The organism is Aquirufa rosea (assembly GCF_004118285.1).
Lineage (GTDB): Bacteria > Bacteroidota > Bacteroidia > Cytophagales > Spirosomataceae > Aquirufa > Aquirufa rosea.
In genome coordinates, this window is sequence record NZ_SDHY01000001.1 from 664452 (window position 1) to 679515 (window position 15064).

Genomic DNA, 15064 nt, shown 5'->3' on the forward strand with positions numbered 1-15064 from the left:
GCCTCTAAGATACAGAAAAAAGGTAATTCTTAATTATTTTAACATCAATTAACGGACTTAGCATTGACCTAACGGTAAGTATCTAAAAAAAGTCTTATGAATTGATACATTTTTTGCAATAGTTATGGGAATATTGAAATTTCATAACTAATTTTGCACCCGAAAATTTTATTCAAAATAAGTATTTAACATCCCAGAAAACTCCATTTTAACATGGCATCAGTAAGACCAGACGAAGTTTCAGCCATCCTTAGGGAGCAATTATCTCAGGCTAAGACCCAAGCAGAACTAGAAGAAGTAGGTACCGTACTCCAAGTGGGTGATGGTGTGGCTCGTATCTACGGGCTATCCAATGTACAAGCAGGTGAGTTGATCGTATTTGAAAACGGATTGAAAGCCTTGGCATTGAACCTAGAAGAAGACAATGTGGGAGCCGTATTATTAGGTGATTCCACTTTGGTAAAAGAGGGCGATACCGTAAAGAGAACCAAGTTAATTGCTTCTGTTAAAGTGGGTGATGGCATTTTAGGTCGTGTAGTGAACACCTTGGGTGAGCCTATCGACGGAAATGGTCCTATTACGGGAGATTTATATGAAATGCCTTTAGAGCGTAAGGCTCCAGGAGTAATTTTCCGTCAGCCAGTAACTGAACCATTACAAACAGGTATTAAAGCGATAGACGCCATGATTCCAGTAGGACGTGGTCAGCGTGAGTTGGTAATTGGAGACCGTCAAACAGGTAAGACAGCTGTTTGTATTGATACCATTATTAATCAAAAAGAATTCTACGATAAAGGTGAGCCAGTATTCTGTATCTATGTAGCCATCGGCCAGAAAGCTTCTACTATTAAGCAAGTAGAGCAAACATTGCGTAAAGCAGGTGCTATGGATTACACAGTGATTGTGTCGGCTTCTGCCGCTGATCCTGCTCCAATGCAGTTCTACGCTCCATTTACGGGTGCTGCCATCGGTGAATTCTTCCGTGATACAGGTCGTGCTGCTTTGGTTGTTTATGATGACCTTTCTAAGCAAGCCGTAGCTTATCGCGAAGTGTCCTTATTGCTTCGTCGCCCACCAGGACGTGAAGCATATCCTGGAGACGTATTCTATCTTCACTCTCGTTTGTTAGAGCGTGCGGCTAAGGTGAATGCTTCTGATGCGATTGCACAGTCGATGAACGACTTACCAGATTCTATCAAGCACTTGGTAAAAGGTGGCGGTAGCTTAACTGCTCTTCCGATCATTGAAACACAAGCGGGTGACGTATCTGCTTATATCCCTACCAACGTAATTTCCATTACTGACGGTCAGATTTTCTTAGAGTCGAACTTATTCAACGCAGGTATTCGTCCAGCGATCAACGTAGGTATCTCCGTATCACGTGTGGGTGGTAACGCTCAGATTAAGTCGATGAAGAAAGTAGCGGGTACTTTAAAACTAGATCAAGCGCAGTTCCGTGAATTGGAAGCTTTCGCTAAGTTTGGTTCTGATTTGGATGCTTCTACTAAATTAACGATTGACCGTGGTCGTCGTAACTTAGAGATGTTAAAGCAGCCTCAGTTCTCTCCACAGCGTGTGGAAGATCAAGTAGCTATGATTTACTTGGCTACTACTGGTAACTTGGATAAAATACCAGTAGAAAAAGTTCGTGAGTTTGAAAAAGATTTCATTCAGGTATTGCGTGCCACTGAAAAAGCAACATTAGATGCTTTAGGAGCAGGTAAGTTTGATGATACACTAACCGCTACCTTGAAGCGAGTTGGAAATGAAGTAGCAGCTAAATACGCAGTTTAAATAAATTAGAATCGTATGGCTTCCTTAAAAGAAGTAAGAAATAGAATCGTTTCGGTTAACTCGACGCAGCAAATCACCAAAGCCATGAAAATGGTTTCGGCAGCTAAGTTGCGTCGTGCGACTGATGCCATTGTACAGATGCGACCATATGCTAAAAAGCTATCTGAAATGATTGCTACGGTATCTGGTCGTACGGATGCTGGGAAAGAAAACCCATTCACTGAGATTCGTGAGATTAAAAATGTACTCATTTTAGTGGTGACTTCGGACCGTGGTTTATGTGGTGCTTTCAATGCCAACATTGGTAAGGCTGCTATCTCTCTAATTCAAGAGAAATATGCTGATTTACATCGCGCTGGCCATGTGGAGGTTTTAACTTTAGGCAAAAAAGGAGGAGAGTATCTAGGTCGTAGAGGATATAAAATCAATGCTGACCATCAAGATATCTTCACTAAATTAAACTTTACGGAAGCTCGTCAAATCGGAGAAGAAGTATTGAATGGATTTGCTGAAAAGCAGTATGATGTGGTAGAAATCATTTTTAATGAGTTTAAAAATGTGGCTACTCAAATCATTCGTACGGAACAGTTATTACCCTTGCAAGACAGTGGTGCCAGTGATTCCAAAGCCTCTGCAGTAGATTATATGTTTGAACCTTCTGAGGCTGAAATCATCAATGAATTGATTCCAAAGGCTATCAAACTATCTATTTTCCGTGCTTTATTAGAGTCCAATGCTTCTGAGCATGGTGCTCGTATGACAGCCATGGACAAAGCCACGGATAATGCGGGTGAATTATTGAAAGCATTGAAATTAGAATACAACCGTTCACGTCAAGCCGCAATTACCAACGAAATCTTGGAGATTGTGGGAGGTGCTGAGGCTTTATCTGCTTAAATAAGATGAAAAAGACACTTATTATTTTGCTTTTAGCTGCTATTGGAATGACTGCCCATGCGCAATCATTCAAAGTGCCTACGCCAAGTCCATTGCAAAGCATCAAACAGGAGTTTTCTCTATCTTCGGTAGAGATCACTTACTCTCGTCCTGCTCTACGTGGTCGTAAAATTTTCGGTGATATTGTTCCATTCGGAAAATTATGGCGTGCTGGAGCTAATGCTCCTACCAAAGTAACTTTTGGAGAAGATGTGAAAATCATGGGTAAAGAGCTTAAGGCAGGTGCTTACCAATTGATGATTATTCCTTCGGAAAGATCTTGGGAAATTATCTTCAACAAAGGGACTGACGGTGTATTTAATTATCATCCGGAAGAAAATGTGGTGACGGTCAGCGTACCAACCGCCACTTTACAATACCCTGTAGAATCCTTAGCTTACCAATTTGAATTGGTAGCTCCTAACAAGATGTTCATTCAAATTTCTTGGGAAAAGACAAGCGTTTCTATTCCCGTAGAAACTGAAATTGATGCTAAGATTGCCGCTTCCATTGAAAAAGTAATGAGTGCTGATACCAAGCCATATTTTGAATCTGCTTCGTATTATTTTGAAACGGGCCGTGATTTAAATAAGGCTTTGGAATGGGCAACAAAAGCAACGGCTTCTAACCCAACAGCTTTTTGGGTATTCCATCTTAAAGCCAAAATTCAGGCTAAAATGGGTGATAAAGTAGGAGCTAAAGCAACTGCTTTGAAATCCATTGAACTGGCAAAAGCCGCCAAAAATGATGATTATGTAGCGCTTAATGAGAAATTAATTAAGAGCTTATAAAATAGAATCGCTTAAATGAAGAAAGCCTTTCTTTGACGGAAAGGCTTTTTTTAGCTTATTATGGGAGAAGAAAAGGGATATAGTACCGCCAAAGAGCAAGAAACTGCCGTATTAGTGGCCGTGACTACGCAAAAGCAGAATGCAGAGCAAACCGCTGAGTATCTGGCAGAATTGGCATTTTTAGCCTCCACCTCCGGAGTGTTAACCTTACATAGTTTTACACAAAACCTACCTAAACCTGATAACCGCACGTATGTGGGAAAAGGGAAATTGGAAGATGTGATTCGCTATGTCATTGACAAAGATGTGGACATGATCATCTTTGATGATGATTTGACACCCTCTCAAGTGAGGAATATCGAATACGAAATACAGCTTTGCGGTAAGGAAATGAAGGTATTGGATCGCAGTTTGTTAATCCTGAATATTTTTGCCCAAAGAGCCAAAACGGTACAAGCCAAAACGCAGGTGGAACTTGCCCAATACCAATATATGCTTCCTCGTTTGACCAGAATGTGGTCTCACCTTTCTAAACAACGAGGTGGTGTGGGTATGCGTGGACCTGGAGAGAAAGAATTAGAGACTGACCGACGAATAGCCAATGACCGTATTGCATTTTTAAAGGAGAAATTAGAGGCCATCGACCGACAAACCTTTACGCAGAGAAAACACCGTGATCGTTTGGTGCGAGTATCATTGGTTGGCTACACTAACGTAGGTAAATCTACTTTAATGCAGAAATTGGCCAAAGCAGATGTTTTTGCAGAAAATAAATTATTCGCCACGGTAGATTCTACTGTGCGTAAAGTCAGTTGGGAAGGAATTCCGTTCCTGTTGACCGACACGGTAGGTTTTATCCGCAAACTCCCTACCCTATTGATTGAATCCTTCAAATCTACCTTGGATGAAGTGAGAGAAGCGGATATATTGTTGCACGTAGTGGATATTTCTCATCCCAATTTTGAAGAGCAAATTGAAGTAGTGCAAGGAATTTTAAATGAGATGGGTGCTGGTGATAAACCGACCATTCTTGTATTCAACAAAATTGATTTATTTCCAGTGGAAGATGTGTTCTTTGAAGGCTCCGCTTTAAATGAGGATGGAGAATTCGAACTGAGCAAAATGGAACGAGTAACCCAATTCTTGAAGCAGACCCATTGGCAAACCAATCAGCCTAAAACCGTTTTCATTTCGGCAGCCCAAAAGAGTAACCTCAACGAATTACGGGATACCGTCATGCAGCTTATCAAAGAAAAGCATTACCAAATATTTCCTAACTGGATGAACGATAATCACTTGCTGGGACATAGTGATGAATATGTGCCGGAGTAGGTTGCGGGGAATGTAAAAATAGGAATGTAAAGTCCTGGCTTAGATCAGTAGTTGGTATTAATTTGCCATGAAGTTATGCCCCCAACTCTCAAATGATAACAGGACAAGACATTCACAATTCATAATTTACAATTTACAATTCACCACTTACAATTCCCCATTCCCCATTGTCCATTACAATCCCTTCCCTCTCAACCTCAGGGAGTTAGAAATCACTGAAACAGAACTAAAGCTCATGGCTAGTGCGGCGAGCATCGGAGATAAAAGCGTGCCAAAGAATGGGTAAAGAATTCCTGCTGCGATGGGAATGCCCAATACGTTATAGCCCAAGGCAAAGAATAAATTTTCTTTAATGTTTCGTATGACCATTTGACTGAGTTTTCTGGCCTTGGCAATGTCCCTTAAATCTCCTTTCACTAAGGTAATCTCTGCACTCTCGATGGCCACGTCAGTGCCTGTACCCATGGCTATCCCAATATCCGCTTGGGATAATGCAGGCGCATCATTAATGCCATCACCTGCCATGGCTACTTTTTTACCTTCGGACTGCAGGCGAACTATTTCATCTAATTTAGATTGGGGCAACATCTGCGCTTTCCAGTCATTTAATCCCAATTGCTTACCCACCACATCCGCTGTTTCCTGATTATCCCCTGTAAGCATGATGACCTCCAGTCCTTCCGCTTGCAAATCTCGTATTGCCTGATGACTTGATTCTTTGATCTTATCGCTAATCACCAAGGCCACTTGAGCCTCTTTTTCATCCGCAAAATAGGAAATCGTTTTACCTTGTTTTTGCTCCGAAATAACTTGACGAAAAAGCTCAACCGGAATATTAATCATTCTTTCTTCCAATAATTTCTGGTTGCCAATGACATAAGTCTTTCCATCGATGCTCCCTTTAACTCCTTTACCCAATAAAGCCTCAAATTGTTCCACAGCCTTAGCTTCGACTCCCAGTTTTTTAGCAAAAACCACACTGGCCTTGGCTAGGGGATGTTCACTCAACTGATTTAATGAAAAGATTTTTTGCCAAACTTCCTTCTCCAATATTTCCTCAGAAGCCACCAGCATTTTTTCTACGGAGGGTTTCCCTTCTGTTACGGTCCCCGTTTTATCGATAATCACCACATGTACTTTGGCTAATTTTTCCAAAGCCTCCGCATTTTTAATCAAAATACCGTTTTGAGCACCCTTGCCTACCCCAACCATGACAGACATGGGGGTAGCTAGCCCCAAGGCACATGGACAAGCAATAATCAATACAGCGATGGCATTGACAAAGGCGAATATATAGGCATTCTCTGGAGCCAAAATGGCCCAGGCAATAAAAGTTAATACAGATGAAAGCACTACCGCCGGTACAAAATAGGAAGAAATGGTATCGGCTAATTTTTGAATGGGAGCCTTGGAACTGCTAGCTTGATGCACCAAATCGATAATCTGAGAAAGCAAAGTCTCAGCTCCTACCTTGTCCGTTTGTAAAACAAAACTGGTATTTCCATTGATAGACCCTGCCCTCACTAAATCCCCAGACTGTTTGTCGACTGGAATAGGTTCTCCGGTAATCATCGACTCATCGATGGCAGCATGGCCTTCCAAAATATGTCCATCTACTGGAATTTTATCTCCTGGCTTCACTCGGATTAAATCATTTTTCTGAATCTGCTCGATGGGAACTAATTTCTCTTGTCCATGAATGAGAAGAGTAGCCTCATTGGGCACCAGTTTCAATAATTCTCGAATGGCGGCATTGGTCTTTCCGTGGGCACGAGCCTCCAAGACTTGTCCCAGCAGTACCAAAGTTAAAATCACCGTGGCAGCCTCAAAATACACATAAACGGTACCATGATGCGAATAAAATTCTTGAGGGAATATTGATGGAAACAGGATGGCAAAAACAGAAAATAGCCAAGCTGCACCAGCACCTATTCCAATGAGGGTAAACATATTAAAATGACGGGTCAACAAAGATTGCCATGCTCTTTCAAAAAACATCCAGGTGGCATAAAATACCACTGGAATTGACAGAATTAATTCCACCCAATTCCATGTGTTCATGGTAGCCCATTGAAATAATGGATTCCCAGGAATCATGTCTGTCATGGAAATGATGAAAATAGGCAAGGTAAAAGAGATAGCTATTTTTAACTTGAACAGCAGTTTATTATAAGAACTATTTTCCTCCTCAGCGCTACCTGCTTGGGCCACTAGGTCCATACCACAAACGGGACAAGCACCAGGTTTATCGTAAGTTTTGTCACCTTCACAATGCATGGGGCAATAGTATAATGCTCCCGGGATAGCCATTGGTTTAAGCTTTGCCAGCATCGGCTCGGGCTTTTGACCTATATGGTAATTACCTCCTCCTGCATGTAAAGCTTGCTCAAATACTTCTAAAGGAATGTGATGATCCATTTCAATGGTTGCCTCCGCCTTTTCTAAACTGACGATGGCCTTTGCTCCAGTTACGGTATTGAGAGCTTTTTCCACATGACTGCGACAACCTTGGCAAGTCATTCCGGTTATAGGATAAGTGTGTTTCATATTCTTGTAGAATAAAGAATTTACTATGTCGATTTAAAAATCGGGCACAAGGGTTTCAATAGCACTTCCAATTTTAAACAAAAAACAGCGACGATGCATTCAAATATAAGCAAGTATTTTGCTCTAAATTGATTAATTTGCAGGCATATTTTCTGGCGCCATAGTTCAACGGATAGAATAGACGTTTCCTAAACGTTAGATGTGGGTTCGATTCCCGCTGGGGCCACTGAGGAATAATAAATTATGGCATGTCAATGCTAAAAAATTCATTTCCTAATTCTACGTTTTCCATTCTACCTTCTACATTTAATTAAATTTCTAAACGTTTGATGGGCCGGGGTCGCGGGCGACTCGATTCCCGCTGGGGCCACTAAGGAATAATAAATTATGGCATGTCAATGCTAAAAAATTCATTTCCTAATTCTACGTTTTCCATTCCACCTTCTGCATTTAATTAAATTTCTAAACGTTTGATGGGCCGGGGTCTCGGGCGACTCGATTCCCGCTGGGGCCACTTATAAATTATAAATTGTAAATTACGGGATTGTGAATGCTAAAAAATTCATTTCCTAATTCTACGTTTTCCATTCCACCTTCTGCATTTAATTAAATTTCTAAACGTTTGATGGGCCGGGGTCGCGGGCGACTCGATTCCCGCTGGGGCCATTGAGTGATTATAAATTATAAATTATTAAATTGTAATTTATAAATGTAATAAAAGTCCAATCCAGTTGATGAAAAAATTACTTCTTTTGGGTATTAGCTTTCTAATAAGTCTTTCATTTGGACTAAAGGCCCAAGAGAAAGTAGAACGCTGGAATCGTGTGGAATTTGTTTGGAATACATCATTTAAAGGAAATGGATATCAAGATGTAGAGTTTAAGGCCATATTTATCCATTCAGATACAACCTTAATCATACCTGGTTTTTTTGATGGTAATCAAACCTTCAAGCTTCGGTTCATGCCTACCCGATTAGGAACATGGAAATACACTACCATAAGTAATGTGCCAGGACTTTCCAAAAAGACTGGAACGCTAGAATGTGTGACTCCATCTGCTCAAAATCATGGGCCAGTTAAAACAAATGGGCTTCATTTTAGCTATTCCGATGGTAAAAATTACTATCCTTTGGGTACAACTGCCTATGCTTGGAACCATATGGGGGAGGCCTTGCAATCGTTAACGTTGAATTCCTTGAAAAACTCAGGATTCAATAAAATCAGGATGTGTGTCTTTCCTAAAAACTATGATTTAGTCAAGGAAGAACCAGAACATTTCCCCTTTGTCCTAAAAGAAAATAAAAGAGATGACAAAGGAAACATGATTCCAGTATGGGATTATAGCCAATTTAACCCTAAGTTTTTTCAACAATTAGAAACACATATAGAAGCTTTACAAAAGATCGGAATGGAAGCGGATTTGATATTGTTTCATCCTTATGACAAAGGCAGATGGGGATTCGATGCCATGCCCCAAGAGATCAATAATAAATATATCAAATACTTGCTTGCACGCATTTCTTCCTTTAGAAATGTTTGGTGGTCTATGGCCAATGAATGGGATTATGTCAAATCTAAAACAGTGGATGATTGGGATGAATTAACTGCAACGCTTATAAAATCTGACCCCTATCGACATTTATGTTCTATCCATGGATCCACGGCTACTTACTATGATTATTGGAAACCTGCCTTTACCCATGTAAGTGTTCAAGATGAATCTCCTGCTCAAAGTCCAAATGCTGCAGCTATGCTACGCAATGTCTATCATAAACCTGTCATACTGGACGAAGTTGGCTATGAAGGCAATCTGAAATCACGCTGGGGTCGCTACAGTCCTGAAACCTTGACGCACTTGATTTGGAATGGAATCATGGGGGGTGCTTATGTGACTCATGGAGAATCCTATATGTTCGAGGACCACCGAGACACAATATTTTGGGCAAAAGGTGGACGCTTTAAAGGTGAAAGTTGGAAAAGAGTGGGCTTTCTTAGGCAAATCTTGGAAGACGGAGCTGGCCCCTTGAGTTTGTCCGATGTATCGCGAGATAATGTTACATCCTCGAGTGGGAAAGGACAATATTTAGTCTATTTTGGTAAACAAATTCAAGAATTTTGGACGTTTAATTTGCCGATTAACAATGGTGCCTTTGGCAAATTGACTACAGGAACTCGTTTCAAGGTAGATATCATAGACACTTATGGCATGACCATTCAAACGCTACCTGAAATTTTTGAAACAGGAAAAGAAAATGATTATCGCTTTTACGACAAAGGCTATAAAAAAATCAGATTACCAGAAAAGCCCTATTTGGCATTAAGAATTAGGGAAATCCGCTGAAAGAAGTAAAATTAACTCAGTCATGTTCTATTAAAAATAAGTTAAGATTTACGGTCAAAGATTTGATTTTGGACAAAAAAAGATAAATTGAGTCATCAATCTAAACCTGTATGTCGAAAAAAGAACAGCTTGCCCTTAGTCGAAGGAATTTTATTCAACAAGTATCTTTCGCCTCCATTTTCCTTTTATCTGGCGAAGTTAAAGCCCTTGATCCTATTGAAGTAGAAGCCTTTCGGAAGAAAGTAAAATTACGTTTTATCGTAGCCTCCGATATTCACTATGGTCAGCCCAATACGCCCTTTGAGGCAATGCTAGATAAAGCCATTGCTCAAATAAACCTATTTCATGCTGAAAACCCATTGGACTTTTGTGTCATGAATGGTGATATCGTCCATGACGATAAGTCTTGGATGCCTGTTGCCAAACAAAAAATAGATGGATTAAAAATGCCCTATTACGTCACCCGCGGAAATCATGATTTAGTCAATGAAGCTTTTTGGAAAGAAGTATGGGGCACTCCCCTAAATCATCAGGTAGCACATAAAAATGTCGGTATTTTACTGGGAGACACTTCTAATGAGCAGGGCAAATATTTATGCCCAGATTTAACCTGGCTTAAAGAACAGTTGGAGGCCAATAAAAAGAAAAAACAAATACTGTTGTTCCTACACATACCCCAAGCTAAATGGACCAAACATGGCATAGACCACCCGGAATTTTTTGAATTACTGAAGAAATACCCCAATGTGAAGGCAGCATTTCACGGCCATGAGCATGATCAGGATGGTGTTAAAATGATGAACAATACCCCATTTTTATTTGATTCACATATTGGTGGTAGCTGGGGAACATCTTATAAAGGATACCGGGTAGGTGAGTTGTTGAATGACGGCACCCTGATCACTTATATGATGAATCCCGAAGTTAAAATGGAGGAATTAAGCTTTTAAACGCCAGGATTAAACCTTTTTTTGATGCGAGAAACTAACTCCTAACGCTGTTAGGGTTTGAAACCCTGACAGCGTTGCGGAAGCAGGTTTAATCAGCCGTTTAACGAATGAGATTTCACTTATGTTGTCCAAGAAATTGATAATCCATATAGAACAAAAAGGGGAGCTTCATTAGCTCCCTTTTCATTGAAATCAATTGAGCTTCATTCTATTGATATATATAAACGACTGAATGGCGGGCTTTACTCCAGCAAAATCGATAACATAATAATATACTCCATCAGGAACGATCTCGCCATTACTAGGCTGTCCACTAACAAAATTAAATTCTCCTCCCCAATCATTTTTATAATTATCCGATTCAAAAATAATGGCTCCGATTCGGTTAAAGATCGTAATATGATGCTTGGGCATACTGTATAAACCTGGAATAATCAACTTATCATTTTTCCCATCCCCATTAGGCGAAATACCCTGTGGAGCAAATGGCTCGCAGACATCTTTGTCATTCATATTACTAATTCCATCCTGATCACAATCAGGCAAGCCTCCATAATTAATATCCAACTCAAATACATCACTGATTCCATCTCCATCATTATCCAAATCCCGGTAATCAGGTGCACCATTTTTATCGGTGTCCACTGGATTATTAGGGTCATTTCCAAATTCATCTCGATCTGCTATGCTGTTATTATCCGAATCCAAATCTTGGTAATCATACAGCCCATCACGGTCAGAATCCAGAGGCTTGCTAGAATCTGGCCCCGCCTCAATCTTATCTGGAATTAAATCATTGTCTGAATCTAAGTCCCTATAATCTGGAATTTGATCTTTATCTGTATCAACCGGTCGACTATAATCAGCTCCTGCCTCAAGGCGGTCTGGCATACCATCATTATCTGAATCTATATCCATGTAATCTGGTAAGCCATCTTTATCTGTATCCACAGGTTTAGAAAAATTAGAACCCGCCTCCAATCTGTCCAATATACCATCATTATCTGAGTCCTCGTCTCTGTAATTAGGAAATCCATCACGGTCAGAATCAATGGGCGAGAAAGGATTATTTCCTACTTCCAGCGCATCTAATAATCCATCATTATCGGAATCTATGTCGATATAATCTGGCTTAGTATCATTGTCTGAGTCCAATGGTTTAAATGGATTTAAGCCCGCCTCTATCAAATCACCGATGGTATCATCGTCTGAGTCCAAATCCAAATAATCTGGTTTAGCATCCAAATCACTATCCATTGGTTTTGAAGGATTTATACCCGCTTCTATCTTGTCCAAAATACCATCATTATCTGAATCACTATCACGAAAATTTGCCTTCATGTCTCCATCTGTATCCAAGGGGATCAAAGGATTAGCTCCTACCTCCACTTGATCGGGAATCGAGTCATCATCCGAGTCCATGTCCACATAATCTCTTTTCGCATCCAAATCTGTATCCACTGGAAGAGATGGATCTGGACCTGCTTCTATTCGGTCTAATATGGTATCATTGTCAGAGTCTAAATCCAAATAATCAGGAACTCCATCAGCATCAGAATCTACGGGTTTGTTCACATTAGCTCCTACCTCAATTTTATCCAAAATAGTATCGTTATCGGCGTCCACATCCCTAAAATCCATGATTCCATCACCATCGCTATCCAAAGGATTATTCAAGTCTTTGCCTACTTCAATGGCATCAGAAATCCCATCTCCATCACTGTCAATATCCAAGTAATCTGGTTTACCATCGCCGTTGCTATCTACGGGTTTTAATGGATTAGCACCTGCCTCAATCTTGTCTCCAATTCCATCATTGTCCGAATCCATGTCCTCAAAATCAGCCTTTCCATCCCCATCACTATCGATCGGATTCGTATAATTAATTGCCTCAATATTGTCCAAAATCCCATCATTATCGGAATCTATATCCCTAAAGTTGGCGATTTCATCCCCATCTACATCAGCCCCCAATTCCACCGAATCAGGAATAGAATCATTGTCAGAATCCAAATCTAAGAAATCTGAAGTGCCATCTTTATCCGCATCTATGACCACCATAAACTGTCCCCGGTCATCCCAACCATCCAGAAAATCATCTTTTAATGAAAGACAAGTCGCACATTTATTTTTCCCTTCCCAGGAATCAGGAATGGTATCTCCGTCTGAATCAGCATCCAGATAATTGGGTATCCCATCCCCATCATTATCCACATTTCGTTCATCTTGATCTCCCAGCCAATCTCCATCAGCATCCAAATCTCGGTAATTGGGATAGGTATCCTTATCAGTATCTACTGTACCTTCTACCTGATCTAAAATACCATCATTGTCTGAATCTAAATCAATATAATCTCTTTTTCCATCTCGATCTGTATCTGGCACTGGCAAAGGTTTTCCTCCCATCGATGTCTCCAATATATCAGCTAGTCCATTCCCATTATTATCGGTCAATACCCCTTTCACATCTATTTTGCCGTCATAATTGTCATCTACATTTCCACGGTTAGTATCTGTTCCTTCCCAAGCATCTAATATGCCATCTCCATCAGCATCCAAATCCAAATAGTTGGGAACTCCATCTCCATCACTATCCTGAACTCCTTCCATCGCATCAAGTATGCCATCATTATCTGAATCTAAATCCAAATAGTTGGCATGTCTGTCACCATCGGTATCTATATTTCTTTCGATGGAATCATCTATACCATCTCCATCTGAGTCGGTATCTTTTGAATTCAATTTCCCATCCCCATCAAAATCCTCACATGTTCCTGCCGAGGATGAAGTACCGTAACATTCCATGGAATTGGGAATACCATCTCCATCTTCATCCGTAGAGGAAGTTTCCACAAGCTGGCTAGTACCTGTTTTACCGGTATTTGAAGTAAATGTAAATGTACCTGAACCCTCTTGACCCGTATAAATCATCCCTAAACTGGTCAAATTAGCGACTCCATTGACGAAATTACTGGCCAAAGTCAGCTTGTTCACACCCGGTAATCCCGAAATGGTACCTGGCAAGGTGGTGGTGGCAGTGACATTATCCGTAGAGGCATTAAATGAAGAAACTACATTACCATACTGGTCTTGAGCGCTCACGGTATTGGTCCCAGTAAAAGCCTTTTCCGACTGTTGGGGACTTTGAATACTAACCCCAAATTTACTTAAGGCAGCTGCTGCTACGTTAACAGTAAGATTATCCGTTCCCGTTGAACTAATGGTACCGTTGGTCACGGAGATCGTAGAAGATCCTGCTTTATATAACCTCATGGAGGCAGTGGCAATACCTGATGAATTAAAGGTTATGAGTGTATTGGATCCAAAATTAGTGGAAGCAACGGTTGAAATAGTACCATCTGGAGAGGCACTAGCTCCTGAAAATACCAAGGATTTTGTTCCACCAAAAGTGTAGGATTCATTTCCATATTGATCCAATGCAGTGATCGTTATGGTATTGGCAACTCCTGCTGTCAGATTGGTACTCACGGAGGTTATCTTAAATTTTGAAGCATCTCCCCCTCTCAAAGTGATAAATTTGTCATTGATTATAGACCCTGATTGAAACAAGATAGATCCACTACTGTTTCCCACACTTCCGGTATATTTTATCCCCAAGGCCTCTAAGTCAGCAACCCCATTCACAAAATCGGTGGATCGATTAATTCTACTGCCTCCATAACCCAAAACAAATGAACCTACCGTATAATTATTGGTTCCTCTCACATCAATGGGATTGACTGCCGCGTTGAAAGTCGGAATGAGGTTTTGATAACGGTCTTTAGCTCTTAATAAAAACGTACCTGTAAAATTTTTTCCCGCATATTGCAGCGTATTTGAAAGTTCAAGGTCAATGTATTCAAAGGTAGTAGGACTGACCGTTACCGTGAGTTTATCTGCATCACTGGTGGTAATGGTTCCATCTGCCGCGCTGATTTTAGCCTCCTCAGCTTTGTATAAAACCATACTGACTGTTGCTACACCATTGGTGAAATTAACGGTGGATGATACTCCAACGTCATTACTATTGATGGTGGGCTTACTCCCAGAGGTAGAATTATTGGCCCCAATGAAAACAAGAGATTTATTCCCTTGATAGGTGTTATCAACTGTGCTGGATAAATCCAGGGCCTCAATGGTAATGGTTTGAGTACTTCCAGCTACTTGAGTTGAAGTTCCAGTTATTCTAAATTTAACAGCAGGACCTGCTATCAGACTCCATGATAGAAATGTTTGAAAAAAAACGAGAGTAGCTACAAGAAGGAGCATGCTTCGTTTGGAATGGGCCCAATTCGAGCACAAAGCGCACACTTGGCCTGAGCTTACAAAAGCTTTAGAACACATGAACAAGGAAACAGTTTATAATTTTAAA

The 15064-nt window shown here is 40.5% G+C and carries 8 protein-coding genes and 1 tRNA gene; 7 read left to right on the plus strand and 2 right to left on the minus strand.

Going from position 1 to position 15064, the window contains the following annotated elements; translation table 11 throughout:
• Positions 1-213 precede the first annotated feature (213 nt).
• Genes atpA through hflX form a run of 4 tightly spaced genes read left to right on the plus strand, consistent with a single transcriptional unit; the run spans position 214 to position 4853 of the window.
• Entirely contained in the window at positions 214-1794 is a 1581-nt protein-coding gene (atpA, locus tag ESB04_RS02965; RefSeq protein WP_129026089.1) for a F0F1 ATP synthase subunit alpha, read from the plus strand.
• 15 nt (positions 1795-1809) lie between these two features.
• The gene (gene atpG, locus ESB04_RS02970; protein WP_129026091.1) at positions 1810-2691 is read left to right on the plus strand and encodes an ATP synthase F1 subunit gamma; all 882 of its coding nucleotides are present in this window, start codon (positions 1810-1812) and stop codon (positions 2689-2691) included.
• 5 nt (positions 2692-2696) lie between these two features.
• Positions 2697-3521 (plus strand): DUF2911 domain-containing protein, encoded by an 825-nt coding sequence (locus ESB04_RS02975; RefSeq protein WP_129026093.1) that lies wholly within the window; start codon positions 2697-2699, stop codon positions 3519-3521.
• Positions 3522-3581: 60 nt separating this feature from the next.
• Positions 3582-4853, plus strand: a complete 1272-nt coding sequence (gene hflX / locus ESB04_RS02980; RefSeq protein WP_129026095.1) for a GTPase HflX — start codon at positions 3582-3584, stop codon at positions 4851-4853.
• A 174-nt stretch (positions 4854-5027) separates the two neighbouring features.
• Here hflX and ESB04_RS02985 read toward each other — a convergent pair whose 3' ends face one another.
• Positions 5028-7400 carry a heavy metal translocating P-type ATPase gene (locus ESB04_RS02985; RefSeq protein WP_129026097.1) on the minus strand — a complete coding sequence of 791 codons (2373 nt, stop codon included), beginning with the start codon at positions 7398-7400 and terminating at the stop codon, positions 5028-5030.
• 154 nt (positions 7401-7554) lie between these two features.
• Here ESB04_RS02985 and ESB04_RS02990 point away from each other — a divergent pair.
• From ESB04_RS02990 to ESB04_RS03000, 3 genes are all read left to right on the plus strand, one after another.
• Positions 7555-7626, plus strand: a tRNA-Arg gene (locus ESB04_RS02990).
• A 508-nt stretch (positions 7627-8134) separates the two neighbouring features.
• Positions 8135-9742, plus strand: a complete 1608-nt coding sequence (locus ESB04_RS02995; RefSeq protein ID WP_129026099.1) for a DUF5060 domain-containing protein — start codon at positions 8135-8137, stop codon at positions 9740-9742.
• Positions 9743-9852: 110 nt separating this feature from the next.
• On the plus strand, positions 9853-10692 hold the full coding sequence (locus ESB04_RS03000; protein ID WP_129026100.1) for a metallophosphoesterase family protein: 840 nt from the start codon (positions 9853-9855) through the stop codon (positions 10690-10692).
• A 192-nt stretch (positions 10693-10884) separates the two neighbouring features.
• On the opposite strand, the gene ESB04_RS03005 is transcribed toward ESB04_RS03000, so the two are convergent.
• Positions 10885-14961: a T9SS type B sorting domain-containing protein gene (locus ESB04_RS03005; protein ID WP_164969575.1), complete on the minus strand. Its 4077-nt coding sequence runs from the start codon at positions 14959-14961 to the stop codon at positions 10885-10887.
• Positions 14962-15064 lie beyond the last annotated feature (103 nt).

Bases quoted from the DNA above. Each gene is read 5' to 3' on its own strand.
- atpA (WP_129026089.1), top strand. From the start codon at position 214: ATGGCATCAGTAAGACCAGACGAAGTTTCAGCCATCCTTAGGGAGCAA.
- atpG (WP_129026091.1), top strand. From the start codon at position 1,810: ATGGCTTCCTTAAAAGAAGTAAGAAATAGAATCGTTTCGGTTAACTCG.
- ESB04_RS02975 (WP_129026093.1), top strand. From the start codon at position 2,697: ATGAAAAAGACACTTATTATTTTGCTTTTAGCTGCTATTGGAATGACT.
- hflX (WP_129026095.1), top strand. From the start codon at position 3,582: ATGGGAGAAGAAAAGGGATATAGTACCGCCAAAGAGCAAGAAACTGCC.
- ESB04_RS02985 (WP_129026097.1), bottom strand. From the start codon at position 7,400: ATGAAACACACTTATCCTATAACCGGAATGACTTGCCAAGGTTGTCGC.
- ESB04_RS02995 (WP_129026099.1), top strand. From the start codon at position 8,135: ATGAAAAAATTACTTCTTTTGGGTATTAGCTTTCTAATAAGTCTTTCA.
- ESB04_RS03000 (WP_129026100.1), top strand. From the start codon at position 9,853: ATGTCGAAAAAAGAACAGCTTGCCCTTAGTCGAAGGAATTTTATTCAA.
- ESB04_RS03005 (WP_164969575.1), bottom strand. From the start codon at position 14,961: ATGCTCCTTCTTGTAGCTACTCTCGTTTTTTTTCAAACATTTCTATCA.